This is a genomic window from Sorangium sp. So ce327 (genome assembly GCF_051530205.1).
Taxonomy (GTDB): domain Bacteria; phylum Myxococcota_A; class Polyangia; order Polyangiales; family Polyangiaceae; genus Sorangium; species Sorangium cellulosum_B.
In genome coordinates this window covers 4,954,463-4,980,216 of record NZ_CP150330.1, presented here as the reverse complement: position 1 = coordinate 4,980,216, position 25,754 = coordinate 4,954,463, and the positions used below count along the sequence as shown (strand labels likewise).

Genomic DNA, 25,754 nt, shown 5'->3' with positions numbered 1-25,754 from the left:
CGGCGCGGGCCGAGAGCCCGCGAACGGTCCGTCGATCAAGCAGGCTCATCCCCCCGCAGCGCTGGGATGAGCCCCGGATCAGCACCCGCGGATGCTGGCGTTGCCGCACGAGTAATAACACTCATCGCAGTTCACGCATCTGTCGTAGTTGAGATAGAGCTCCGCGCCATCCGGAGTTTTGTCGATGCACGCGGTGAAGCAGGCGTCGTCCCCGTCCCTGCAGGTCACGGCGCACTGAGCGAACCGGGGGCACTCGTCGTCGAGGGTGCACGCATCGAGCTCATCGGCGCAGCTCCCCTGGACCGCGCATCCGATGCACCCGCTCGTGTCGCTGCCGCACTCGTCGAGGTCGTCGCAGGCCATGGTGGCGTTGCAATCGGCGAGGTCCGTGCCCTCCTCGCAGAGACCGGTGCCTTCGGGCTCGTCGCACTCGCCGTTGTTCGTGGAATCGCACGGCTCGCCCGCCGCGCAGTCCGCGACGTCCGTGCCCTCCTCGCACTCGCCCGTGCCCTCGGGCTCGTCGCAGACGCCGTCCTGCACGCGGTCGCACGGCGCGAGCTCGCAGTCGTCGACGTCCGTGCCCTCCGGACACCGGCCCGTGCCCTCGGGCTCGTCGCAGGTGCCGTTGCCGGTCGAGGGACAGTGAGAGAGGCAGTCGGCGCGGTCGGTCCCAGCCGGGCAGTTGCCGGTGCCCTGGGGCTCGTCGCAGGTGCCATCACCCGCGCTGGGGCAGTGGTCCGTGGGATCGAGACAGCCCATCAGGGCCGCCGCATGGACGTCGCAGACCTCCGCCAGGTGATGACCGTCCACGCACCGGCCCTCCAGCCTGACACAGTCGATGTACGCCGTGTGCTCGTCCTGGCAGCGCTCCTCGGCTCGCCTGGCGATGGCTTCCTCCTCGGCCTCACACAGGCCCTCTTCGTCGCCAGAGCAGTCCTCGCAGGCGCAGCGGGCCTCGCAGACCGTCCCGTAGACCGGCTGCTCGGTCTTGCCACCATCGCTCCCCGAGCTGGCGCAGGCCGCGAACAGACCGGCGATCGCTGCTGTGATCATCACGTGTCGGACACGCATGGGGTCTCCTCATCCTCTGGCTGAAATGAGAGGTCGTCCGCCGAGGCGCAGGGCGCCGACGCGACGCGGCAAAGGCAAGACGACATGGCTGGCACTGGAAGCACCAGGGCACCCTTCACCTGCGCACACCGCGCTCGACCGCCTTTCGCTTCGACTGTGACTGAAAAATTCAACTCAAAGAAAACGGCTACCTATACCAGCCCCGGCGGCGACCGGTCAATCATCGCAAGGCGAAGCTGGGGCCGACAACGCGTCGCGAGGCGACGCTGGGGCCGACAGCGGGCGGGGCAGCGGCCGCCGCTGCGCTCGTGGCGACAGGGGCGGAATGGCCAACGCTTCACCGAACTCAGGAGGTGCGCTCGATGCGCTCGGGCTTGCCAACGAGCTGAGGAGCGGACGCCCGAAACCTCACGGACATCGGGAGGTGCACTCGGGCTCGGGAAGGTGCTGAGAAGCGAAACGCGCTGGTCGGCAAGGACGGCTCGCCGGACGGGTGCAACGGGTGAAAACGAGTGGAGAAGAGAGCGTCGCGACCTCCAAAACGCGCTCCACAAACGTGGAGCGGACGCGACAATCGCGCGCGCTCGGCCGTCGAAAAGCTGCTGCGTTCGTCGTTGGCCCGGGGCGAGGATGAGCGTGGACGAGGTAGGACGCGGACTGCGCGGGCGCCCTCCGCCCGAAAGCGCCGTGAAGGAGTAAAGAGGCGTTGGCATCCGCATCGTTTCGACAGAAGATGCGTGCGCGCGGTTCGCGCTGCGGCTCCTCGCCTCCGACGGCCGGCGCCGCGTCACTGGACCCCTACCGGCTGGAGAGCAGCGGATGAAGATGCGATCTTTGGTGTGTCTCTTCGTTCTTGGACTGATGACGACGGCGTGCGGCGACGACGACGCGACGATCATCGGGACTGGGGGCGGCGGGGGTGCGGGCGGCGGCACCGGCGGCGAAGGCGCCACCTCGGCCAGCAGCACGTCAGGAAACGGCGGCGGCGATACGGGCGGCGGCGGTACCGGCGGTACCGGCGGCGACGGCGGCGGCGACACGGGCGGCGGCGGTACCGGCGGCGACGGCGGCACCGGCGGCAACGGCGGCGGCGACACGGGCGGCGGCGGTGCAGGCGGCGACGGCGGCAACGGCGGCGGCGACACGGGCGGCGGCGGTGCGGGCGGCGGCACCACCTCGAGCTCGGCCTCATCGAGCAGCGCGGCCTCGACCTCGGCCGCGGCCACCACCGGCGCTGGCGGCGACGGCGGCGGCAGCGCCTCGTCGACCTCGGCCGCTGCCACCACCGGCGCTGGCGGCGACGGCGGCGGCAGCGCCTCGTCGACCTCGGGCGCTGCCACCACCGGCGCTGGCGGCGACGGCGGCGGCAGCGTCACCTCCACGACCTCGGCCACCACCGGCGCTGGCGGCGACGGCGGCGGCAGCGTCACCTCCACGACCTCGGTCACCACGGGCGCTGGCGGCGACGGCGGCGGCGGCGTCACCTCCACGACCTCGGTCACCACGGGCGCTGGCGGCGACGGCGGCGGCGGCGTCACCTCCACGACGGCGGTCACCACCACCGGCGCCGGCGGCGGCGAGCTCGGTGGCCCCGGCGCTGCCTGTGCCAGCGATGCGATGTGCGCCAGCGACATCTGCCTCGAGGAGGACGATACTGGCTGGCCTTCCGGCTACTGTACCGCCGGCTGTCTGTCGGACGACGACTGTGGCGACGGCGTCTGCACCCAGGTGAGCCAGACACTCGCCATCTGCATGGCCGCGTGCGAGACGTCGGCGGACTGCCGCGACGGCTATGCGTGCGACGACGGGGTCTGCTGGATGGGCTGCACCAGCGATGATCAGTGCACGGAGGTGGGCTCGTGCCACGAGGCGTCCGGCGGCTGCTACCTCCCGGACGGCAGCGCTTGCGAGACGGACGCCCAGTGCGGCGGCTACCTCTGCGCCACCGAGGCCGTCGACGGCTATCCGGGCGGCTTCTGCACGGGTGAATGCGAGGATGACAGCGACTGCGACGGCGGCACCTGCATCGACGCAGGCTTCTGCCTCGTCGAGTGCGGCACGGACGCCGACTGCCGCGACGGCTATGGGTGCGACCAGGGGCTCTGCGCTCCGGCCTGCACCAGCGACGCTCAGTGCACGGGCGAGGGTGCAACCTGCCTTGTGGACGTGGGTCGCTGCGCCCCGCCGCCCGGCGAGGGCGCCGACGGTGACCTTTGCACGGCGGACGGCGACTGCGCCGGCCTCTTCTGCGTCCTCGAGGAGTGGGGCTGGCCCGGCGGCTACTGCTCGGGCTACTGTGACGCATCGAGTCCCTGCGCCGGCGGCGGGATCTGCGCATCGGACGACACCTGCAACAGCGCGTGCGAGACGGACACCGACTGCCGCGAGGGCTATATGTGCACGCCGGAGGGCTGCCTCCCGGCGCCCCCGGCGCCGGCCGAGAGCGCCGACGGCGACGCTTGCACCGCCGACAGCGAGTGCATCAGCGGCATGTGCTACGGCGGCTGGCCTGGCGGCTCCTGCACGGGCGACTGCGAGACGGACGCCGACTGCGCCGAGGGCGGCATCTGCGCCGCAGTGGACAACACCTGCAACCACGCGTGCGACACGGACGCCGACTGCCGCGACGGCTATGGGTGCACGGAGGCGAACGGCTGCGTCCCGCAATGATGACCCGATGACCGGCAGGCTCGCATGCTGGTCCGTACGACCTGACGACGGACCCCTGCGGCTCCCCTGAAGCGATGAGCCTCCGCGTCGCCGTGAGGCGACGACGAGGCCTCTCCCACGAAGCGCGGCGCGGCTGCTCCACCACTCCTGGCGCAGCCGGCGCGCGCCCCCTCCCCGCTCCACCAGCTCTCCACGAGGCGCCGCTCGGCGCTCAGCCCTGCCCGTACCCGCGCGAGCGGCGGCGGCGCAGGCCCGCGAGCGCGACGAGCGCGAGCGCTGCCGCTGCCCCGGGGCCCTGGCCGGCGGCGGTACGGCAGCCGCAGCCGCCGGCGCTCCCGGGCGCGACCCCGCCCGAGCTGGCCGCGGCCTCGGCGCTGCCCGTCGCCGCCGCGCTCCCGCTCGATACGGCCGTGGCGCCGCTCCCGCCCTCGCCTTCGCTCCCGGCGCCGCCCGCCGTCGCCGTGCTCCCGCTCGATACGGCCGTGGCGCCATCTCCGGTCGCGCCGCCTCCCGTGGCGCCCCCTCCCCCTGCGGCCGCGCTCCCGGCGCTGCTCGCCGACGACGCGGTCGACGAGCCCTCCTCGCGGACGAGCGCGAGGTACGCCTCGGCGAAGCGCTCGCCGAGGAGCTGGTACGCGGCGGAGTCGAAGTGATACGCGTCGTCGGGCGCTCGCACGGTGAAGTCGTCCGTGTCGACCCATGCGGCCCGCGGGTCCTCCTCGGCCACGGTCACCTGCGCCGCGCGCACCGCGTCGATGTTCGCCTCCTTTCCGGCGGCGATGGGCCCGCCGTTCGCGGGGTAGAGGTTGTCGCTGACCCTGCCGAGCACGACCGGGAGCCCGGGGACGCCGAGGTCCGCGCGGATCGCCGCGATGAAGCCGCGCAGCGTATCGCCGTAGGAGAACGCGGCCGACCACCCCGCCTCGTTCTCGCCCTGCATCCAGACGAGCGCGGCGATCTCGTACGGGTGCCCCTCCGACTCGAGCCTCGCCAGGGCGCCGTCGAGCCGCGTCACCTCCTCGGGATAACGGAGGGCGCGGTCGCCCTCGTACGTCGCGGAGTCCAGCTTGCCGAGGAGCGCGTGGTAGAGCTGCGATTTGTAGAGCACCTCGGGATCCGGCGCGAGGCCGCGCCCCCAGTGATCGACGAGGTTGGTGCCCCCCTGGGCCATCTTCACGATCGCGATCCGGTGCTCCGGGTACGCCGCGGCGATCGCGCGGCCGAACGTGATCTCGGGCCCGTAGCGGCGGGCTTCGCCCTTCGGCTCGAGCGGCCCCCAGTCGGCGCTCGTCGCCGCGGCGTACGGCCCTCCCTCGCGCGCGTCGGGGTTGTAGTGGTCGTACCAGACGTCCGGCTGGCTCTGGAGCTCGACCGGGAGCTGGCGGCCCACGCCGTAGCCGACCATGTTCGACTGGCCCGCGAGGACGAACACCTTCACCGGCTGCGCGATCGCGGGAGCGGAGAGGGACAGCACGAAAGCCGCCAGGGCGATGCAAGACCGCTTCATGGCGCTGTGTATCCCCCGCGCGCGGTGGAACGTCAACGAACGTCAACGAGCGTCAACGAGCGTCAACGAACGTCAACGCGGCGGGATCGCGCTCGCCTCGCGTCCTCACGGCGCGTATCGGGCGCTTGTGTGCATGACAGACGCGCGGCCCCGTCGAGCTCGCCGCGCGATCACGTCGCTTCGGGCGTCGACTGGTAAGCCGCGCTCGACGCCGCGTAGACCCCGTTGGTCGCATACGAGTAGCGGTGCGGCCGGACGTGGTGCTCCGAGTGGCGCGCGCACCAGAGCGCTGCGCCGCCCGTCTCTTGCCGGTGCCTCACGCACTCCGGGCAGGGCGGCTCGATCTCGGGGACCCGGCCGGCGGTCGCGTGATCCTTCGGCCGGACGATCCACACCGGGCAGCGCGCGAGCCGGGAGACGCGCTCGGCGACCGAGCCGAGGAGCAGCCGTTCGAGCCCGCGGTAGCCGTGCGAGCCGACGACCACGAGGTCGGCGTCCAGGTCGGCGGCGAGCTGGGCGATGTTCTCGGCCGCATCCCCGCGGCGGAAGTGCACGACGACGCGCTTCAGCCGCCCCCCGTCGAGCTTGTTGCCCATGGCGCTCACGCGCTCGCTCGCGCGCTGCTGGAGCTGCTGGAGCGCCACGTCGGGCCTGGTGGCCACCATGGGCGCCCGCGAGAGCCCGACGCCGACCCAGCTCTCGGGCTCGACGTAGACCCCGTGCACCTCGGCGTTCTCGCGACAGCAAGCGGACTCGAGCGCCTGATCAAGCGCACGGTTGCTCGGCTCCGAGAAGTCGATCCCGACGACGACGATGAACCGATTCGTTGCGTTTGCGCTCGACATGACAGCCTCCTCAGCCTCCATGCGAGGCCCCGACCCGCGGTCGCCTCGCTCCACCCATCTGCTCGTTTGCCCAATACTCAGCACGCCGCATGCCAGGCGTTCCGGGCGCCGGAGAGGAGGGTTTCGCGCGCGCTGGCTCCCTCGCGCGAGCGGGGCTCTCCCCGCGCGCTGGACGCTTCGCGCGGGCCGGGAGCGAGCTCCTCGCGCCGCGAGCTGCGGGCGGGCGCCTCGCGAGGGAGCCGGCAGCCGTTTGCGCCGCGGCGCAAACGGCGCGCGGAGGCGCAGACGCGACCGCGGCGTACCAGGGCCGCCGCCGCACGCCCGGGATCTCGAGTGCATGGCACGAACGGTGCTCATCCCACGGCACACCTCGAGCGAAGGACGCAGAGGCGAACGGGAGACGACGATGACAACCCTTGGACCTACCGGCGGAGAGCACCAGCTCCGGCACCACACGATCCGCAGCACACGCATCGTTGGAGACGACGGCGAGGAATCGGTCGTGGCGACCGTCTACTGTCCGGTGCGGGAGCGTTCGATGGCGGCGCGCGAGTGCGAGTCGTGCAGCCGCTTCCATGCGCTGCACTTCGACAAGAGCTCGCGCACGACGTCGGTCGTCTGCCACACCAGCCACGCGGCGCCGGGCACGGGGGAAGCGGCTCCGCTGCGCAGCGTGGGCGCCGACGTGGCCGTGAATCCGGAGGCGCCGCTCGCGGAGATCATGACCAAGGACGTCATCTGCATCCGATCGGAGGTCTCCCTCGACGACATCACGGCCCTGCTCGTCCGCCACGAGATCAGCGGGATGCCGGTCGTGGACGCGGCGGGCAAGCCGGTCGGCATGGTGTCGCGGGCCGACGTGCTCCGCGCAGCAGAGGAGCGCGGCGACACCGAGGAGTCGCGGCGGGTGGCCTCGCGGTCGGACGAGGTCGCGCCGCTCGAGATGGATCAGGGCTTCCATGTCTACGAGCCCGTCAGGGTCACCGCGCGCGACGTGATGACGCCCGTCGTGGTGCAGCTGCACGAGAGCGCCAGCATCCGGCAGGCCGCGTCGCTCATGGCCTACGAGGGCGTGCACCGGCTGCCGGTCGTCGCGGACGACGGCAAGGTCGTCGGCATCCTGTCGTCGCTCGACGTGCTGCGGTGGTTCGGGCGGTGCTGCGGGTACCTGATCCCGCCGGCGCGCAAGCGGGCCTGAGGAGATGTCGTGGCAAACCGAGCTTGATCGAAGGGCGCCGGTTCGCTCGGCCCGACTCGTTCATCGCGGACGTCCAGCGCCAGGGGAAGCACCATGAGCTCTTCCACCATTCGCATCCAGGACTGCATGACCCGGAGCCCCCACTCGATCGGCGCCGATCAGAAGGTCGGCCTCGCCCGCGCGCTCATGCGCGGACATCGCATCCGGCACCTGCCGGTGCTGAGCGGCGGCCGGCTGGTCGGCATCCTCTCCGAGCGGGACATCTACTGGATAGAGACGCTCAAGGAGCGAGAGGGGGACGATCTGCTCGTCAGCGAGGCCATGTCGCCGTGCCCCTACGCCGTCGCGCCGAGCGCCCCGCTCTCCGAGGTGGTCCGCGAGATGGCCGAGCACAAGTACGGATCGGCGGTGGTGCTGAGCGGCGCGCAGGTCGTCGGCGTCTTCACGACGACCGACGCGCTGGCCGTGCTGGCCGCCCTGCTCACCGAGAGAGAGATCTCCTGACCCGAGGCGCGACCTGCGTGACGGCGCGGCCGGCCGTCGCCCGCCCCGACGCCGGCAAACACGCTCCGTCCATCCACCCAAGAACACCGGAAGAAGGCACACGATGCAGCAGACGATCACGGACTGGCGATCGCGCTTCGGCGACAAGATCAAGACGGCCGAGGAGGCCATCCGCGCGATCCCCCCGGGGCGGCGCATCCTCGTCGGCTCGGGCGCCGCGGAGCCGACCGATCTCGTGAACGCCATGGTGGAGTCCGGCGACCACCTCGCCGGCAACGAGATCGTCCACCTGATGACCGAGGGCCCCGCGCCGTATGTCCGCCCCGGCCTCGAGCGGCGGTTCCGTCACACGGCCTTCTTCATCGGCCAGAACGTCCGCGAGGCGATCCACGAGGGGCGAGCCGACTTCATGCCGGTCTTCCTCTCCGAGATCCCGAGCCTGATCCTCTCGGGCCGGGTGGGCATCGACGTGGCCCTCATCCAGGTGAGCCCCCCGGACGCCCACGGCTTCGTCAGCCTCGGCGTCTCCGTCGATATCGTCCGCGCCGCCGTCGACTCGGCGGCTGTGGTCCTCGCCGAGGTCAACCCGCGGATGCCCCGCACCCACGGAGACTCGTTCTTGCACGTGGATCGGATAACCCACCTCGTCCCGGTCGACCGCGAGCTCCCCGAGCGCGCGAGCGAGCCGCTCGACGACGTCGACCGCGCCATCGGCCGCAACGTGGCGGCGCTCGTGCCCGACGGCGCGACGCTCCAGACCGGCATCGGCAAGATCCCGAACGCCGTGCTCGCCGCCCTGGGAGGCAGGAGCGACCTCGGCGTGCACACCGAGATGCTCTCCGACGGCGTGATGGATCTCGTCCAGCGCGGCGTCATCACGAACCGCAGGAAGACCCTCCTGCCGGGGAAGCTCGTGACCTCGTTCCTCCTCGGCAGCCGCGCCCTCTACGCCTGGGCCCACGAAAACCCCGTCATCGAGATGCGCGGGTCCGCCTTCACCAACGATCCGCTGACGATCGCGAGGAACGACAGGATGATCGCGATCAACGCGGCCCTCGCCGTCGATCTGACGGGCCAGGTCGCCGCCGACACGCTGATGGGCCGCTTCTTCTCCGGGATCGGGGGGCAGGTCGACTTCATCCGGGGCGCGGCGCGGAGCGCCGGCGGCAAGCCGATCATCGCGCTCCGGTCCACCGCGAAGGACGGCACGATCAGCCGGATCCAGCCGGTGTTCGAGCAGGGCGCCGGCATCGTGACGAGCCGCGGGGACGTGCACTACGTGGTGACGGAGCACGGCGTCGCCGATCTCTGGGGCCGGAACATCCGGGAGCGCGCGCTGGCGCTCATCGAGATCGCCCACCCCGATCACCGCGCCGACCTGCTCGCCGCGGCCAAGCAGCGCCGCTATGTGTTCGGCGATCATGTCCTCTCGCGCGCGGATTGCCCCTGACGGGCGCCGGGCTCAGCCACGCATGACTCGCCGCGTCCAGACGGAGAGCGCCGCGCGAGCCGGTCGAGGTGGCCGCGGCGACCCGGCCCAGCACCCCGTGCCGCGCCCCACATGCCGGCGCGCCCCACATGCCGGCGCGCCCCACATGCCGGCGCGCCCCACACGTCGGCGCGCGCCTCGCCGGGCGCGCGAGGTGCGCCCCCGGACCCTGCCATGACCATGATATAGAGCGCCTCGCCCGTCCATGAGCCCTCTTGATCACAACGATGTCGCCGTGAATCCCTCCGCCCTCGTGCCCTCGCTCGACGATCCGCTCGACGAGGGCGCCTCGGCGCCGGCCGCGCCCGCCTCGGCGTACGACGCGGCGCTCCGGGAGGCCGAGGAGCTCCGCAGGCGCCCCTATGTCTCCGCGGGCCCGGAGAGCATCATCCGGCAGCACGGCAAAGGCCGGATGACGATCTGGGAGCGCATCCGGGTGCTCACGCCCGAGCCGCCGCGGGTCGTCTTCGAGAACTGGGGGCCCAACCTGGACGGCGCCTCGCTGGTCACCGCGATCCTGCGCATCGGCAGCCGCGACGTGGCGCTGTACGGCCACGACTTCACGGTCCGCGCCGGGTCGATGGACGCGACGAACGGCCGCAAGCTCGCGCGGCTGTTCCAGCTGGCGGGAGAGCGGGGCATCCCGCTCATCGGCCTCAACGACAGCGCCGGCGCCTACGTGCCCGCGGGCGTCGGCGGGCTCGACGGCTACGCCGAGGCGTTCGCGGCGCTGCGCAAGATCAGCGGCGTGGTCCCGAGCATCATGTGCATGTTCGGGTTCAACGCGGGCGGCGGCTCCTACCTGCCGCGGCAGGGCAGCTTCGTCATCCAGCCGGGCGGCACGTTCTTCGGCCTGACCGGGGCGGCGGTCGTCAAATCGGTCCTCGGTGAGGTGGTCTCGCCCGACGACCTCGGCGGCCCGCGCGTCCACGGCGCCTCGGGGGTGGCCGATCTCACGGTGCCAGACGAGGTGGGCGCGCTGCGCACAACCGTCCGGCTGCTCGGTTACCTGCCGAGCAACAACCGCGAGAGCGCGCCTTTCCAGCGGACGAGCGATCCGGTGGGCCGGGAGACGACCGAGATCGACACGCTCCTCCGGAGGACGATCTCGTCGCCGACGGGCTACAACACGCCGCTCGATATCAACATCATCATCCAGCGCATCTGCGATCACGGCGACTACTTCGAGGTGCAGCCGCAGCGCGCGCGCAACACGATCACCGCGTTCGGGCGGGTCGGCGGGCGCGTCGTCGGCTTCGTGGCGAACAACAGCGCTGTCGCGTCGGGTCAGATCGACGTGGCGGCCGCTTACAAGAACGCGCGCTTCATCCGCTTCTGCAACCTCTACAACATCCCGCTCCTCTTCATGGAGGACACCACGGGGTTCCTCCCGGGCAGGGAGCAAGAGGCGATGGGCATCGTGCAGGCCGGCCGGGCCATGCTCGACGCGATCATCGACGTGCGCACCCCGCGCATCCTGCTGCTCGTGCGCAACGCGTTCGGCGGCGCCTATGCCTCGTTCAACAACTACGCGACGGGCGCGGACGTCGTGCTCGCGCTCCCCACGACGCGCGTCGCCGTGATGGGCCCCGCCGGCAAGGAGTTCGTCTACAAGGACGAGCTCCGCAAGGTGCGCGCGCAGGCGAGCGCCAGGGAGAAGGCCGGCGTCAAGGAGCGGCTCGCCCGCGGCCTGGACGAGGCCAAGGCGAAGGCGGAGGCCCGCGACGAGGCCGCGGCGTGGCTGAAGGCGAGAGAGGCCGAGTTCAGCGCGCGGTACGAGCGGGAGCTCATGAACCCGCGCGAGGGGCTCAGCCTGGGCTCCATCTCGCGGCTCGTGATGCCGCGCGAGCTCCGCTCGGTGATCGCAGAGAACCTCGAGTTCCTGCTGCGGCACTACCAGCCAGGGCCGTTCACCGGTGTTCAGCGGGAGTTCCATTGATCATGGACGGATTCGAGACCAAGCGAGGTTACGACCGCAACCCGAGGGTGGTGCGCGACCGCAGGCTCGGCCGCTCGAGCTCGGCGTGGGCGCGCTCCTTCGCCGCCGACGACGTGCGGCCGCTGATCGTGTGTCGGGGCCCGATCCGGAAAGAGGCGATGGATGTCTTCGCCCAGATGGGGATCGAGCATTACGGCATCCTCCTCTCGGAGAAGGACTCGATCGTCTACACGCACGCCCTGGCGCCGGAGCTGCGCTGCGTCCACCCGGCGCACGTGCACCGCGTGAAGGACTATACCGGCGCCACCAAGGACGAGCGCGTCAAGCTGATGCAGGAGATCGTCGCGATCGCCCGGGCCGGCGGCTACACGCACGTGTTCGCGGGCTACGGCTTCATGGCCGAGGACGGGGAGTTCGTGCGCACGCTCGAGGAGGCGGGGCTCGTCTTCATCGGCCCGCGCTCGTCGGTGCAGCGCGCCGCCGGGCTCAAGGACGAGGCGAAGCGGACGGCGCTCGCGGCCGCGGTCAGCGTGACGCCCGGCATCGACGACGCGACCCGGCGGATCGTGCTCCGCAAGTGGCCCGATCACGCGGCGCTGCGCGCGGCCGCGGCAGAGCGCGGGCTGCTCGGCGCGGGCGCCGCGGGCGCGGGGCTCGCCGACGGGATCCCGCTCGCCGAGGCGGCGGACGCCCTGCTCGCGGCGGCGTACGCGCAGCGCGTGGATCTCTACACGACCGACGAGCTCTGCGAGGAGCTCGAGCGGGGCGCGGCCGAGCTGCTCGCCCGCCACCCGGGGCGGCGGATCCGGCTCAAGGCCATCGGCGGCGGCGGCGGAAAGGGGCAGCGGCTCCTCGCCGGCATCGCGCCCGACGCGGCGGAGCCCGAGGCCTCGGCGCGCGCGCGGGCGACCAAGGTCCCCGCGCTGGCGCGCGAGGTCCTCGCGGAGGTGAAGGCCGCGGGCGTCGGCGACAACAAGAACATCGTGCTCGAGCTCAACATCGAGGAGACGCGGCACAACGAGATCCAGCTGATCGGCAACGGCGCGTGGTGCGTCGCGCTGGGCGGGCGCGACTGCTCGCTGCAGATGCACGAGCAGAAGCTGCTCGAGGTGGCGATGACGCAGGAGGGGCTGCTCGAGGCGATTGAGCGGGCGCGCGCGGCCGGCGAGGCGCCGCGCGCGGCGTCGCTCGAGCGCGAGCTCGCGTCGCTCGCCCGGATGGAGGCCGAGGCGGAGCGGTTCGGGCAGGCGGTCGGGCTGAACTCGGCCTCGACGTTCGAGTGCATCGTCGAGGGGGATCACCACTACTTCATGGAGGTCAACACCCGTATCCAGGTCGAGCACCGGGTGTCGGAGCTCTGTTATGGCCTCCGCTTCGAGAACCCGGCCGATCCGGCCGACGCGTTCGAGGTGACCTCGCTCGTCGAGTGCATGGTCCTCCTCGCGCGCCACGGCGAGCGGCTGCCCCGGCCGATCCGCGTCCGGCGGGAAGGGTCCGCGGTGGAGGCGCGCCTCAACGCGACGAACGGCGCGCTGGAGCCCCACGCGGCCGGCATCATCGTGTCCTGGAGCGATCCGCACCCGCACGAGATCCGCGACGATCAGGGCATCTGCGTGAAGAACCCCGACACGGGGGTGTTCATGCATTACCGGGTCGCCGGCGCCTACGACAGCAACATCGCGCTCCTCGTGACCTACGGCGCCTCGCGCGAGGAGGCCTACCAGCGGATCTGCGAGATCCTGCGCACGACCACGCTGCGCGGCAGCGATCTTCACACGAACCTCCTGTTCCATTACGGGCTCGTGCACTGGTTCCTCGCGCGGAGCGTGTGGACGAAGCCGACGACGCGCTTCGTGGTCCCCTACATCACGCAGGTCGGCCTGCTCGCGGTGGAGCTCGGGGAGCTCGATTTCGATGCGATGTGGGCCGAGCTCGGCGCCCGTCACGAGCGCCGCCTCGCGGCGCGGGCCGGGGCCGCGGAGGCGACCGGCGCAGGCGCGTTGAAGAAGGTCTTCACGCTGAAGGACACGCTGGTGCGCCGTCCCGTGGAGAAGATCTGCGCGGAGCCGCACCTGCTGTCGGCGTGGCTCAGCCGGAACATGGGGTCGTTCGAGATCCGGTCGGGGCGGGTGCGCTGGCTCAAGAACCCGATCGAGGTGCTCGCGGACACGTACTGGCTGCTCAACATGACGCCGCAGCCGCAGGCGCCCGCGGCCCATGTGATCTGGGATCACGACCAGGAGGTGCTCTCGCGGGCGCTCGGCTTCTACCGGCGCGTCGGCGAGCGGATGGGCCAGGCGGGCGGCGCGCCTTCGTGGCCCGAGCTGCGAGCGCACCTGTCCCGGGATACAGCGCCTCAGGGCTACGACGCCGAGCTGTGGCGGCGGGTCCGCGGCTCGCACCTCGGCTTCCAGGCGGGCCTTGAGCTCCTCGACGCGCTGGTCCTCGCGGGCGACGCCGCGCGCTTCTTCGAGCTCCGCGCGCGGGAGGACGGCACGGTCGACATCCCCGAGCGCCTGCTCGATCGCGAGCTCTCGGCCCGCATGCGCAAGGTGCTCGCGCCGCCGCCCGCCATGCGGGCCAACGAGATCGTGGCGGTCACCGGCGGCATGTTCTATGCGCAGGAGGCGCCGGATCGGCCTCCGCTCGTGACGAAGGGCAGCCATTTCGCCGCGGGCGATCCGCTCTACGTGATCGAGGTCATGAAGATGTTCAACAAGGTGCTCGCGCCGTGCTCCGGCACCATCGAGGAGGTGCTCATCGACGGCGGCGAGGGGACGATCGTGCAGAAGGGCCAGCCGCTCTTCCGCGTGAAGCCCGACGAGGTGCTCGTGGAGGAGGACTCGGCCGAGCGCGCGCGCCGCCGGCGCGAGGCGACGCGGCGGTACGTCGACGCGATCTTCGACGCCGAGGGCCCCTGAGGCCGCGCGTGGGCTGAGGCGCCGCGGGCCGCGTCGGCCCGGTCAAGGAGCCCGAGGCCCCGGCGCGGCCGTCGAGGACCGGTGAGCGGCGCGCTTCACGGCGTCGCGCGCCGCGGCGAGCCCATCGAGCAGGCGCGCCACGGCCGGCTCGGGCAGCTCCCGGTCGGCCCACGGATACAGCCCTTCCTCCTCGTGGGCGGCGTGCTGCCGCAGCGCCCGGACGAACGCCTCCACCCGCTCTTCCCGCAACGTGTGGAGCTCGATCGCGACCCCCATCTCCGCGATCAGCTTGCGGATGCCGAGGTGCTCGGCGCGAACGGTGCCCGCCTCCTCCGGATCGAAGCGATCGAGCACCGGCAGGAGCACCGCCTCCTCCGTCTCCATGTGCGCCGAGAGGTCGCGCTCGAACGCTCCCCACATCTCGCGCGCCGCCTCCGCGTCGCCGGCATGCATCCGGTTGAGCAGGCCCTCGAACACCTCGTCCAGCCGCTGATGATCCAGGCGCAGCGCGTCGTACAGCCCCTTCTTCATGATGTCCTCCGATCCAGGGACCGAGCATGAGACGTACCAGCGCCGAGCCCCGCCGGCAGCGCGGCGCCGCGCGGCAGGAGGTGCAAACGCCGCGCGTCGGCGCAACGCGCCCGGCGCTCGACCTCGAGAGGGAGCGGCACAGGGGATCGTCGCGAGCAGGACAGCCCGCTCACGCCGCCGGAGGCGGGGGCGCCGGCCCCGCGCAGGGGAGCTCGACGATGAAGGTGGCGCCGGCGCCGGGCTCGCAGTTGCACCGGATCGAGCCGCCGTGGTCCTCCACGATCTTGCGGCTGATGTACAGGCCGAGGCCCAGCCCGCCGTAGTGCCGCTCCGAGACGGCGCGCTCGAAGCGCTCGAAGATGCGGCCGCACTGCGCCGGATCGATGCCGATGCCGTGGTCCCGGACCGCGAGCCGGGCCACGCCGTTCTCGACGCCCACGACGATCTCGATGGGCTTGCCGGCGCCGAACTTGATCGCGTTGCCGAGGAGGTTGGTGACGACCTGGTCGAGGCGGGACCTGTCCCAGCACCCCACGACCGGCCCGTCGCCGCGGATCGAGATCGCGCAGCGTGCCCTCGCCAGATCGGCCTCGAAGCGCAGAGCCACCGCGCGGACGAGGGCCCCGAGGTCGACGTCGCCGAGCTCCAGCGCGCGCGGCCTCGACTCGATGCGCGAGACGTCGAGCAGATCACTGATGAGCCCGGTCAGCCGGGTTGTCTGCCGCGAGAGACGCTCGAGCCGCTGATCCATGACCTGCGGATCCACGGGGCGCCCCGCGCCTACCGCGCGGCGGAGGGACTGCACCAGGAGCGTGAGCGAGGTCAGCGGCGTATTCAGCTCGTGGGACGCGACGGAGAGGAACTCGCTGCGGGCGCGGACGGCCTCCTGAGAGGCGCGGTAGAGCCGGGCGTTGTCGATCGCGATCGCCGCGCGATGCGCGATCTCCTGCGCCAGATCGAGGTCGGCGCGCCCGTAGCGGCGCCCCGGCTCGCCCGAGGAGAGGGTGAGCGCCCCGAGCCTCTGCCCGCGCACCACGAGCGGCACCGAGAGCCGGGTGCGCGTACCGAGCTCCCGGAGCAGCCGAAAGTGCTCGTCGTCAACACACATCGTTCGCAGGATCTCCTCGGGCAGCTCGGACATGAGGAGCGGCGCGCCGGTGCGGAGGACCTCGACCGACGGGTCGAGTGAGCCCCAGCGCGGCGGATACCGGAGCTGAAGCTCCTCGAGGACAGGCGCCTTCTCGGGGTCTCCGTGCGCGCCGGCCAGGCGGCGGAGCTCTCCGTCTTCCACGATATCGATCGAGCACCAGTCGGCCAGGGTCTGCACGCAGAACTCGCCGAGGCGGGCGAAGGTCACCTCGTACTCGAGCGATTCCGACAGGACGACGCCGGCCTCGGCGAGGAACGCGGATCGGCGCTCGGCCGCCTCGGCCGCCGTCCTCGCCGTCCGCTCCCTGGCGAGGAGCCGCGCGTTCTCGAGGGAAATCGCCGCTTGCGTGGCGAGCAGCTCCAGGGCGGCGAGCCGATCGGGGGTGAAGGCGCCGGCGAGGAGGTTGTTCTCGAGATAAAGCAGCCCGACCGCCTGGGCCTGCCTGAGGATGGGCATGCAGAGGACCGACCTGGGCCGGCTCCGAGCGAAGTAGCCGTCGCTCGCGAACTTGCCCGCGTGGGCGGCGGCGTCGCTCAGGATGACCCGCTCCTTGGTCCGGCTCGCGTAATGGATGAGCGACGCGGGAACGCGGAGCGAGCCGTCCAGCGGCTCCGAGCCGAGGAGGGTCGTCGTCGCCCCGCGCTCTCCGAGGGCCGCCTCCGCCTCGATCGAGAGGCCCTGGTCCTGGCACAGGAGGAGGCAGGCCCTCTCCGCACCTCCCTGCTCGAGCACGATCCTGAGCAGCGTGCGGATGAGCTCGTCGAGCACGATCTCACCGGAGATGGTCTGCGAGGCCTTGGTCACCGAGGAGAGGTCGAGCTGATCGGAGCCCACCGCGACGGTCGCGGTGGGCGGGGGAGACCGCCGCTCGACGAGGTGGGGTGTCTGCAGGTCGAGCTGCCTCACCTTGCCGTGGGCGCCCCAGCGGGCGTAACAGGCACGGGCATTGCGGAGGTACAGATCGGCGAACTCCTCGAGCCCTCGCGCCCGGTAGAACCGGGACGCGACCTCGTAGGCCACGGCTTCGTTGTGCGCGAAGCCGTTGTCGCGCGCCGAGCGGATGGCCTCGTCGAAGAGGCGCTCGGCGTCGAGAGGGCGGCCCTCGATCCGCGCGACCTCGGCCTGGACGAGGGCGCGGCGGTCCTGGAAGTTCGCGGGGCAGTGCTCTGCCCAGAAGGACAATTTTTGCAATTGCACCTCGAGCAGCTCCGCGAATCGACGTTGTTCCACGGCAGGCGCATCGGCGTACATCGCCGTCAGCGTGAGCGCGTAGTAGACGTGGTGCGTCGCCTCGTTCGCCAGGGACATCACTTCGCGCAGCATCGGCGCAGCGCGGGCCGCGGCCTGCCGCGCCTCGGCAACTCGTCCATCGATGAACGCCGCGACCTGCTTCATGATGTGAAAGAAGGCGACCCCGATCCCGAAGCCGGCCTTCTCCATCGCGAGGACACACTCCGCCTCGTCATAGGTATCGTCGTTGAAGCTCGTGGACGCCTGCGTCACCCCCCTCAGGCTCGCCGCGAATTGCTCCTCGGTCCGGAGGAGACGGCGCGCCAGGTCGTGGTGGCTCTTCTCGGCCAGCGACGCGTACTTCCGCGAGGCCTCGATGACTTGCTCGATCGAGCCGCCGCTCTCCACGACGAGCCACACCAAGTTGAAGGAAGCGTAGCCGGCAAAGATGAAATCCCCGACATCGAAGCAAGCGACATGAGCCTGCTCCATCATGGGAAGGAGCGTCGCGAAGCGCATGCGCCAGACGCTGACGAGGGCCGCGTGGTGAAAGAGCAGCCTCCCCTTCAGCGCCAGGCCGTTGAACCTCTCGTTCAGCCTGAGCGCCATCTCCGAGAATTGACACCCCCAGGAGATGTTGCCGTACCTCGACACCAGCAGGGCTGCATAACAACTGTAGACGAAAGCGGACTCTTCGCAGTTTCCATGCTGCAGGGAGAGGCTCAATGCCTTGGCGATGACCAGGGGCCAGTACGCCGGTCGCGTGCTGTACGTCGGAGCCATCGCCTCGACGAGCAATCCGACGACGGCCCGCACGCGCTCGTCCGTGGTCGTCGGCGCGAGCGCGAGGTCGGCGATGGCGCGCCCGCCCAGGAGGATGGGGACCGTCTGGAGCTCGGCCTCCACCGCGGCCTGGATCTCGCCTTCGGACTCCGGGAAGGTCACCCCGAAGAGGCGCACCGCCTCGAACATGGTGCTCACGGCGTCACCGAGCCGTCCGGCGATCTGATAGAGGCGCAGGCGGAGCCGATGGGCCTTGGCGCGGTCGAGCGGTGAGCGTGCGCGCGCGAGGATCAGGTCGAACAGCGCGTCGGCCCGCTGGAAGTCGCCGAGGAGGCACTCGCATTCGGCGAGATCCAGGTGGATCGCGAGCGTCTCCTCGTACTTTCTGCTCCAGGCATCCTCGGGCAAGAGGGATAACGCCTGGGCGAGGTAGCTCCGCGCAGACGCATGGGCGATCGCGGCCTTCGCCTTCGTCCCTGCGAGGAAGTCGAGCCGGCAGAGCGCCTCCTTTTCGCGCGGATCGGTGAGGAGATGGGCGCCGCGGTTCCACTGGTTCGCGACGTCGAAGATCCGCTCCGCGACCGCCTCCTCGGGCAACCGCGACGCGAGGAGCCGGCCGATCCGGAGGTGCTCTGCGGCCCGCTGCTCCTCCGGCACCAGCGAGTAGGCCGCTTCCTGGACGCGGTCATGGAGGAACTTGCACGTGCCGTCCAGGTCGAGGACCAGCCCCGCCCGGACGGCCTCCCAGAGGTCCGCCCGCGTGCCCTCTTCCAGGCCGCCGTGGACCATCGCGAGCAGAGCGATCTCCGCGGTGTTCCCCAGACATGCGAGCTGTTTCAGCGCCTCCTGCGTCGCCGGGGCCAGCCTCCGGAGCTTTGCGACCATCAGGTCGACCACGTTGTCCGTGAAGCCCTTCTCGCGGATCCTCGCGACGTCCCACCGGAACCGGCCGCTCCGCTCGTCGCGCTCGATCAGGCGCTCGTCGTGGAGCTCGGTGAGGAACTGGATGGCAAAGAACGGATTGCCCGCCGTCCTGTCCTGGATCAGCGCGGCGAGCGGAGCGACCTCGTCGACGGCGCAGCGCAGGGCCTCACCGACGAGCGCGGCGAGCGCCGCGGGCGGGAGGGGACCGAGCACGATGTCCGAGACGCGGGCGCCCGCCTGCCGCACCTCGGAGAGGCTGCGCATGAGCGGGTGAGAGGCGGACACCTCGTTGTCGCGGTACGCGCCGATGACGAGGACGTCCTGCACCTCCGCGTGGGTCAAGATCTCCTGGAGCAGCCCGAGGCTGGCCGAGTCGGCCCACTGCAGGTCGTCGAGGAACAGCGCGAGGGGGCGCTCGTGGCGGGCGAACACCCCGATGAAGCGCTGAAACACCCTGCGGAAGCGGTTCTGCGCCTCGACCGGCGGCAGCTCCGGCGCCGGCGGCGGCCGTCCGATGGCGAGCGCGACCTCCGGGATCACGTCGACGATGAGCTGGGCGTTGATCCCGAAGGCCTCGAGGAGAAGCCGCCTCCACGCGGCGATCTGCTCCTCGCTCTCCGCGAGGATCCAGCGCACGAGCTCCCGGAAGGCCTGGACGAGCGTGGCATAGGGGATGTCGCGCTTGTACTGGTCGAACTTCCCCGAGATGAAGAAGCCCCCCTGCCGGACGACAGGCGCCTCGATCTGGTGGACAAGCCCGCTCTTGCCGATGCCGGAGTACCCGGAGACGAGCACGAGCTCCGGTGTCCCCGTCGCCGCCACGCGGCCCCACGCCTCCTTCAGGACGGCCATCTCCGCGTCCCGCCCATAGAGCTTCTGGGGGATCTGGAGCTGATCGGACGCGTCGTGCTCCCCCGGTGTGAACGGTTTGATCGTCCCGCTCCGGGTCCACTCGGCGAGGCATCTCTCCAGATCGCGCCGGAGGCCGCGAGCGCTCTGATAGCGATCCTCGGGCGTCTTGGAGAGGAGCTTCAGGACGATCTGCGCGACGGCGCCGGGCACCTCGGGGGCGACGTCCGAGGCGCTCGGCGGGGCGTGGGCGACGTGACAGTGGACCCACGCCACGGGATCCTTCGCCTCGAAGGGGAGCCTCCCGGTGAGCATCTGAAAGAAGGTGACGCCGAGCGAGTAGAGATCGGCGCGGCTGTCGATCGCCCGGTTGGTCCGCCCCGTCTGCTCCGGCGCGAGGTAGGGCAGCGAGCCCTCGATGAGGCGCGCCGGCTGCGTTGGCCGGTGTTCCCGGGGGAGACGGGACGCGAGGCCGAAGTCGGTGATCTTCACCTCGCCGCTCGCGGGGCTCACGAGGATGTTCTGGGGCTTCAGGTCCTTGTGGATGATGTCCTTGCCGTGGATCTCCGCGACCGCCCCGGCGATGCGGATGGCGACCGGGAGGAACCGATCCATGGGCATCGGCTCGCCGAGCAGGCCATCGAGGGAGTCAGCGCCCTCGTCCTCGAGGACGAGGGCGTGCATCCCCTGGTACGTCTCGAGGGCGAGCGGCCGGACGACGGCGGGGGTGTCGAACAGCGTTCCGAGCTCATACTCGCGCCTGAGCTGCTCGAGCTCCTTCGGTCCGCTGCGCCGCGGGTCGAGCACCTTGAGGATGACCGGATGGCCATCGGCGTCCCTCCGCGCGCGATGAACGACCGCACTCCCCTCGCCGGAGAGCGTCTCGAGGATCGTGTACCGGGCGGCGGGAGTCATGGGTGAGGGCCTGAGGGGCGAAGCGCCACGTCGCTCGGGGCCCGCGCGGGGCCATGGCTGCGCCTGCCGGCCCCTCTGAGCTCCTCTCCAGCGTGGTGGCCCGGTTGGGCGGGGCCATCCGCAGGGCGGGCCGCGCGAAGCTCGAGCGGCTCAGGCTGCACCATGCAGGAGGCGATTGTACTCTTCAATGCCGGTGTGGAGGGCAACAAAATCGGACATGCCAGCCAGCCTCACGTTGATGCACGGTGGCCGAGACGCGGTAGTCATGCTGCCGATGCTCGCCGCTCGACCAGGCCCGCAAATGCTCAGGCCGCCAGGCCATCCCCGGACACCCGGCGCTGCATCTCGCCCGAGCACGCCGGGCAGCTCGGCTCGCCGCTCCATGATGGTCGCTCCGACCGGCGCTCCCTGAAGAGATGATGCGCCCCTCTGTGTCATTGCTCAAAGCGACGCTCGAATCGGCGGCGGACGGGATACTGGCCGTCGATCTCGCCCGGCGCATCGTGCTCTTCAACCGCCGCTTTGCGGAGATTTTCCTCATTCCGGACGAGGTCTTGACCCGCGGGGACGACATGTACGCGCTGGATTTCGTGCACGATATCATGCGAGATCCCGATGGGTTCCGGAGCAGGATCGAAGCCATCTACGCTCACCCGGACGCGACCAGCTTCGATCTCTTCGAGCTCAAGGACGGGCGGCTCATCGAGTGCTACTCGCTGCCGCAGTACCTGGCCGGGGCCGTGGTCGGGCGGGTCTGGAGCCACCGCGACGTGACGGCGCGCGTGCGCGCGGAGCAGCAGCGCGACCGGCTCCTCCTGGAGGAGAGGCGGGCGCGCGCCGAGGCGGAGGAGGCGGTCCGCGTGCGCGACGAGTTTGTCGCCATTGCCTCTCACGAGCTCCGAACACCGCTCACGAGCCTGCAGCTCGTCATGCAGGGCCTGGAGCGGCGGCTCGCGCCGGGGATGGACGTCGGGCGCGCGCGCTCGGCGCTGCTCCGATGCAACCGGCAGATCCGGCGCCTCGCGGCCCTCGTGGACGGGCTCCTCGATGTCTCTTGCATCCAGGCGGGGGGGCTCGATCTCAGGCTGAGCGAGGTCGATCTCCGCACGGTGGTCCGCGACGCCGCCGCGCGGGTCGCGGACCAGCTCGCGCAGGGAGGCATCGAGCTGATCATGCAGGCGGAGGGGCCCGTGGTCGGCCGCTGGGACGGCGACCGGCTGGAGCGGGTGGTCACCAGCCTGCTGACCAACGCCGTCAAGTTCGGCGGAGCGAAGCCGATCCAGATCGCGCTCGCGTCGGATGGTCGAACCGCCCGCCTGTCGATAACCGACCACGGGATCGGCATGGATCAAGAGACCCAGTCGAAGCTGTTCGAGCGATTCGGGCGCGGCGTTTCGGTGAGGCACTACGGAGGGCTGGGGCTCGGCCTCTACATCGCCCGCTCTGTCGTCGAAGCGCACGGTGGCCGGATATACGTGAAGAGCGAGCTCGGGCAAGGAGCGACCTTCACGGTCGAGCTGCCGCTGCCGCGAGCTGCGCCTGAGTCGCCCTGAGGCGGGCGCGTCACTGCAGCGTCCCCCGAGGCCGCGCGCGCGCCGAGGCGCCGCCTCGGCCGGTCAACGGTCAAGGAGCCCGAAGCCGCGGTTCGCGCCTGCCCGGGCCCGTCGCTGCCACCCTGGGCGCTGGCCTGCCCCCGCGGGATGCGGTACCCTCCTTGCCGAGCGCGCTCGCGCGATGGGATGACCGACGAACCGAAGGTCAAGGGGGTGGCGTTTCGCTCCGTGGTGGCGAGCTTTGGCAAGCTGCGCGGCGAGCCTGTCCAGAAGCGCAGCCTGGATGAGATGTGTGAACCGCTGCGCAACGGCATCCGCTACGGAAGCCTCGTCTCCACCGGCTGGTACCCGATCGCCTGGTACAAGGACCTGTTCCAGGCCATCCGGCGCACGACCGGCGAAGGCAAGGAGCTCATCCACCAGATTGGCCGCCAGTGCACGCACGACGACATGAGCGGCATCTACAAGGTCATCGCGAACCTCATCTCCCCTTCCACCCTCTTCTCCCTCGGCCAGCGCGTCTTCTCCAACTACTATTCCGCCGGCCACGTCCGTGTCCTCGAATCCCGCCGCGGCTTCACCCGCGCTCTCTGGATCGGCTGCCAAGGCTTCGACGAGAACATGTGGACCGAGGTCATCGGCTCCTGCGAGCAGCTCCTCGTGATCGGCGGCGCCGACCACGTCCGCCAGCGCATCATCTCCGGCGGTGGCGACAACGACGATCACCTCGAGTTGACGGCTCACTGGAGCTGAGGCTCCGCGCGGGGCGCCGGTGAAGCGATCGCGGCCACGCGAGCGCGACGTCGCGCTCCGCATCCACGAGCCGGAGCGCTGCGACCCGGGAGCCCGGCGCTGGGTCAGCCCCGGTGAGGGCGCGCGCCTCGCCGTGCGCGTGGTCGGTCCGCTCGCTCTTCGGTGGAGAGCCGGGATCGCGTTTTGATGAAGGACCCGTCGGATGCCGGCATTCAGACGAGCGGGGCACATGAGCGAACCGAAGCGGTGGATCGAGGAGGAGGGAGGCGCCCCGGCCGGGGCGCGCGAGCTGCTGCGTTTGGCCGCGCGCCCGCGGCCGATGACGCCCGTCGGGTGCGCCGCATTGGCAGGGCCCCTTCGGGCGCCGCCCCTCGAAACGACGCGTTCACATGAGCTTGCCTGCCGGACCGGCAAGCTCGGAGGCATCCATGCGACAGGAGACGATCTCGATGAAGCTAGCCCAGCCCACGGCGGCCACCCGCGCGGGCACCCCGCGATTCCTGGCCGTCCTTCTCTCGACGGGCACGGCGCTCGCGGGGTGCACCACCGAGATCGCCGTCATCGGTCGCGACCTCGGCGCCACGACGTCGTCGTCGCCCGCCTCGTCCTCGTCCACCGCCGGCGGTGATGACCCCGGCATCCTCGATCCCGGCGCTGGCGGCGGCTCTCTCCAAGGCACCGCCGGCGCTGGCGGGGACGAGCGTTGCGAGCCGAAGCTCGCGGGGGTGGTGCGCGACTTCAAGGCCTTCAGCCCTGACGGCGGGCACCCCGACTTCGAGACCTTCGTGGGCGACGGCCTGAAAGGCATCGTCGAGCCCGAGCTCGGCCCCGACGACAAGCCGGTCTATGCCCATGAGGGCGGGACGGAGCACACGACCGGGCCCGAGGCGTTTTATCAGTGGTATCACGACGACCCCACGGTCAACGTACCGATCCGGTACGACGTCCCGCTCCAGGTGAGCGAACGCGGCCTCGGGCTCTTCTCGGGAGACCAGTTCTTCCCCATCGACGATCAGGGGTGGGGCAACGAGGGGCGGGAGCACAACTTCGGCTTCACGTACGAGCTCCACATGACGTTCGACTACCAGCGCGGCGGCGTCTTCTTCTTCAACGGCGACGACGACCTCTGGGTGTTCATCAACAGGCGCCTCGCGATCGACATGGGCGGGCTCCACGTCCCGACCTCGGCGCTCCTCGAGCTCGACGCGCACGCCGAGGAGCTCGGCATCGAGGTCGGCAAGGAGTATCCGCTCGACTTCTTCTACGCGGAGCGCCGCGGCAGCAGCGCGGTGTTCACGATGATGACGTCGTTCAAGTTCACGAACTGCGACCCGATCCTGAAGTAGCATCGACGGTCTTCATGCGATGGAACCCAGGGAAGCGGGCACCTATGCCGCACAAAGTCTGCGTCGCCACGCCGTTCGCGCTGGCGTCCGCCTTGCTCCTCCAGGCCGGAGCCGCGCGCGCGTCGGGCGCGCTGGAGATCACCGGCGCTCCCACGAGCGCCAACGGGCTGAACGCACGGGCGCTCGCGCGGGGCCCGGAAGCCGCGTTCTTCAACCCGGCGCTCCTGCCGTACGCGCCCGCGACGACGCAAGCGGGCTTCTTCGTGCTCGTCACCCACGGCGACATCACCCTGGCCCCGCGCCCCCCGGGCGTCGACGTGCCCGAGTCGGTGTACGATGGCCAGATCCGGAATCCGGACGGCTCGACCTCTCGGCTCACCCACCGGCCCTTGCCCGGGTCGAAGCTCCCGAGCCCGCGGGGCGACACGCGCGACCGGCAGATCAACAGCTACGCGACGCTCGGGTTCGTGCGGCCGCTCTACGAGGACCGCCTCGTCCTGGGCTTCTACGCCCTCTTGCCGCTCAGGAGCTTCCAGGAGCAGCGGGCCTTCTTCGCCGACGAGCGCGCGCAGTACTTCTCGAATCGGCTGGAGTTCGAGCTGCTGGGAGATCGCTTGTCGGTCACCAGCCTGGCCGTGTCGATGGCTGGCCGGATCACCCGTTGGCTGTCGGTCGGGGCGGGCGTCGACGTCACGATCGGCACCAGCGCGCGGACCGCCGTCCACGTGCCCGACGCCAGCGACCAGCGGACCGCCCTCATCAACCCCGACGTGGAGGTCGAGAGCGTCTTCGCTCCTTACTTCGCCTTCGCGACCAGCCCGGCCCCCTGGCTGCGCCTCTCGGCCACGCTCCACCTCGCCTCGGCGTCGGACACCGACGGCGAGAACAGGATCCGCTTCTGGAACACCACCTATCCGGAGGGCGAGACCTCGGTCCCGCAGGCCTATCGCTTGACGCTCGGGCACCAGCCGACCCGCGTCGGCGTCGGGGCCTCGGTCATGGGCCCGCCGAGCGAGGACCGAGGGGCCGAGCGCGCAGCGCGCTCGAAGAGCCCGGCGCCGCCCGCCTGGGAGATCGGCGCGCACGCGCTCCTGACGCGGTGGTCAGAGTACCGCGATCGGCACGCGGAGACTCCGCCCGACCCGTGGTCGAGCGCGGTGTCCGTGGGGCTCGGCGGCGCGGTCGTGCTGGGGAGCCGCAGGCTCTCTGCCGACGTTGCCTTCACGCCGTCTCCCGTGCCCGACCAGACCGGCAGGACCAACTACGTCGACAACGCGCGCCTCGCGGCCAGCGCCTCGTTCGAGACGCCGGTGTCGCTCTTCGGCGCCGACTTCGGCGTGGGGGCGTTCCTCCACGGCCAGCTGCTCCTGCCACGGGAGGTGTCGAAGAGCCCGTCCGCCAGGAACCCCGTGTTCGACGAGGTCCCCGACAACCTCGTCGACATCGTGAGCGGCGAGCCGCTCGACGGCGTGGAGGGGCTGCAGACGAACAACCCTGGTTATCCCGGCTTCTCCAGCGGCGGCTGGCTCGCCGGCGCCGGCTTCGTCCTGCGGCTGCCCGAGTGAGCAGCGCAGCG

15 protein-coding genes are annotated in these 25,754 nt (G+C 71.1%); 10 read left to right on the top strand and 5 right to left on the bottom strand.

All coding sequences use genetic code 11. From position 1 onward, the window contains the following. Positions 1-78 precede the first annotated feature (78 nt). The gene (locus WME95_RS18615) at positions 79-1,071 is read right to left on the bottom strand and encodes a latent transforming growth factor beta-binding protein (RefSeq protein WP_437909704.1); all 993 of its coding nucleotides are present in this window, start codon (positions 1,069-1,071) and stop codon (positions 79-81) included. 825 nt (positions 1,072-1,896) lie between these two features. On the opposite strand from WME95_RS18615, the gene WME95_RS18610 reads away from it, so the two are divergent. Further along, a complete protein-coding gene (locus WME95_RS18610) occupies positions 1,897-3,741 on the top strand; it encodes a hypothetical protein (RefSeq protein WP_437909703.1) in 1,845 nt (614 codons plus the stop codon). A 211-nt stretch (positions 3,742-3,952) separates the two neighbouring features. On the opposite strand, the gene WME95_RS18605 is transcribed toward WME95_RS18610, so the two are convergent. Further along, positions 3,953-5,248 (bottom strand): sialate O-acetylesterase, encoded by a 1,296-nt coding sequence (locus WME95_RS18605; protein ID WP_437909702.1) that lies wholly within the window; start codon positions 5,246-5,248, stop codon positions 3,953-3,955. Between the two features lie 170 nt (positions 5,249-5,418). Next, positions 5,419-6,093: a universal stress protein gene (locus tag WME95_RS18600; protein ID WP_437909701.1), complete on the bottom strand. Its 675-nt coding sequence runs from the start codon at positions 6,091-6,093 to the stop codon at positions 5,419-5,421. A 406-nt stretch (positions 6,094-6,499) separates the two neighbouring features. Here WME95_RS18600 and WME95_RS18595 point away from each other — a divergent pair, with 406 nt between their 5' ends. The 5 genes from WME95_RS18595 (at position 6,500) to WME95_RS18575 (ending at position 14,144) form a co-directional block, all read left to right on the top strand. Then, positions 6,500-7,291: a CBS domain-containing protein gene (locus tag WME95_RS18595; RefSeq protein ID WP_437909700.1), complete on the top strand. Its 792-nt coding sequence runs from the start codon at positions 6,500-6,502 to the stop codon at positions 7,289-7,291. A gap of 93 nt (positions 7,292-7,384) precedes the next feature. After that, positions 7,385-7,795 (top strand): CBS domain-containing protein, encoded by a 411-nt coding sequence (locus WME95_RS18590; protein WP_437553323.1) that lies wholly within the window; start codon positions 7,385-7,387, stop codon positions 7,793-7,795. Positions 7,796-7,898: 103 nt separating this feature from the next. After that, positions 7,899-9,245 (top strand): acetyl-CoA hydrolase/transferase family protein, encoded by a 1,347-nt coding sequence (locus WME95_RS18585; RefSeq protein ID WP_437909699.1) that lies wholly within the window; start codon positions 7,899-7,901, stop codon positions 9,243-9,245. 244 nt (positions 9,246-9,489) lie between these two features. Next, positions 9,490-11,223, top strand: coding sequence for an acyl-CoA carboxylase subunit beta (locus tag WME95_RS18580; protein ID WP_437909698.1), 1,734 nt, complete (start codon positions 9,490-9,492; stop codon positions 11,221-11,223). Positions 11,224-11,225: 2 nt separating this feature from the next. After that, positions 11,226-14,144 (top strand): biotin/lipoyl-containing protein, encoded by a 2,919-nt coding sequence (locus WME95_RS18575; RefSeq protein ID WP_437909697.1) that lies wholly within the window; start codon positions 11,226-11,228, stop codon positions 14,142-14,144. Positions 14,145-14,186: 42 nt separating this feature from the next. On the opposite strand, the gene WME95_RS18570 is transcribed toward WME95_RS18575, so the two are convergent. Then, on the bottom strand, positions 14,187-14,675 hold the full coding sequence (locus WME95_RS18570) for a hemerythrin domain-containing protein (protein ID WP_437909696.1): 489 nt from the start codon (positions 14,673-14,675) through the stop codon (positions 14,187-14,189). A gap of 169 nt (positions 14,676-14,844) precedes the next feature. Beyond that, positions 14,845-20,526, bottom strand: a complete 5,682-nt coding sequence (locus tag WME95_RS18565; RefSeq protein ID WP_437909695.1) for an AAA family ATPase — start codon at positions 20,524-20,526, stop codon at positions 14,845-14,847. Positions 20,527-20,957: 431 nt separating this feature from the next. Here WME95_RS18565 and WME95_RS18560 point away from each other — a divergent pair, with 431 nt between their 5' ends. The 4 genes from WME95_RS18560 (at position 20,958) to WME95_RS18545 (ending at position 25,743) form a co-directional block, all read left to right on the top strand. Then, entirely contained in the window at positions 20,958-22,079 is a 1,122-nt protein-coding gene (locus WME95_RS18560) for an ATP-binding protein (RefSeq protein ID WP_437909694.1), read from the top strand. A gap of 186 nt (positions 22,080-22,265) precedes the next feature. After that, positions 22,266-22,832 carry a hypothetical protein gene (locus WME95_RS18555; RefSeq protein WP_437553313.1) on the top strand — a complete coding sequence of 189 codons (567 nt, stop codon included), beginning with the start codon at positions 22,266-22,268 and terminating at the stop codon, positions 22,830-22,832. A gap of 428 nt (positions 22,833-23,260) precedes the next feature. Beyond that, positions 23,261-24,178 (top strand): fibro-slime domain-containing protein, encoded by a 918-nt coding sequence (locus WME95_RS18550; RefSeq protein WP_437909693.1) that lies wholly within the window; start codon positions 23,261-23,263, stop codon positions 24,176-24,178. A 44-nt stretch (positions 24,179-24,222) separates the two neighbouring features. Next, positions 24,223-25,743, top strand: coding sequence for a hypothetical protein (locus tag WME95_RS18545; protein WP_437909692.1), 1,521 nt, complete (start codon positions 24,223-24,225; stop codon positions 25,741-25,743). The last annotated feature ends 11 nt before the right edge of the window (positions 25,744-25,754 follow it).

Bases quoted from the DNA above. Each gene is read 5' to 3' on its own strand.
- WME95_RS18615 (WP_437909704.1), bottom strand. From the start codon at position 1,071: ATGCGTGTCCGACACGTGATGATCACAGCAGCGATCGCCGGTCTGTTC.
- WME95_RS18610 (WP_437909703.1), top strand. From the start codon at position 1,897: ATGCGATCTTTGGTGTGTCTCTTCGTTCTTGGACTGATGACGACGGCG.
- WME95_RS18605 (WP_437909702.1), bottom strand. From the start codon at position 5,248: ATGAAGCGGTCTTGCATCGCCCTGGCGGCTTTCGTGCTGTCCCTCTCC.
- WME95_RS18600 (WP_437909701.1), bottom strand. From the start codon at position 6,093: ATGTCGAGCGCAAACGCAACGAATCGGTTCATCGTCGTCGTCGGGATC.
- WME95_RS18595 (WP_437909700.1), top strand. From the start codon at position 6,500: ATGACAACCCTTGGACCTACCGGCGGAGAGCACCAGCTCCGGCACCAC.
- WME95_RS18590 (WP_437553323.1), top strand. From the start codon at position 7,385: ATGAGCTCTTCCACCATTCGCATCCAGGACTGCATGACCCGGAGCCCC.
- WME95_RS18585 (WP_437909699.1), top strand. From the start codon at position 7,899: ATGCAGCAGACGATCACGGACTGGCGATCGCGCTTCGGCGACAAGATC.
- WME95_RS18580 (WP_437909698.1), top strand. From the start codon at position 9,490: ATGAGCCCTCTTGATCACAACGATGTCGCCGTGAATCCCTCCGCCCTC.
- WME95_RS18575 (WP_437909697.1), top strand. From the start codon at position 11,226: ATGGACGGATTCGAGACCAAGCGAGGTTACGACCGCAACCCGAGGGTG.
- WME95_RS18570 (WP_437909696.1), bottom strand. From the start codon at position 14,675: ATGAAGAAGGGGCTGTACGACGCGCTGCGCCTGGATCATCAGCGGCTG.
- WME95_RS18565 (WP_437909695.1), bottom strand. From the start codon at position 20,526: ATGACTCCCGCCGCCCGGTACACGATCCTCGAGACGCTCTCCGGCGAG.
- WME95_RS18555 (WP_437553313.1), top strand. From the start codon at position 22,266: ATGACCGACGAACCGAAGGTCAAGGGGGTGGCGTTTCGCTCCGTGGTG.
- WME95_RS18550 (WP_437909693.1), top strand. From the start codon at position 23,261: ATGCGACAGGAGACGATCTCGATGAAGCTAGCCCAGCCCACGGCGGCC.
- WME95_RS18545 (WP_437909692.1), top strand. From the start codon at position 24,223: ATGCCGCACAAAGTCTGCGTCGCCACGCCGTTCGCGCTGGCGTCCGCC.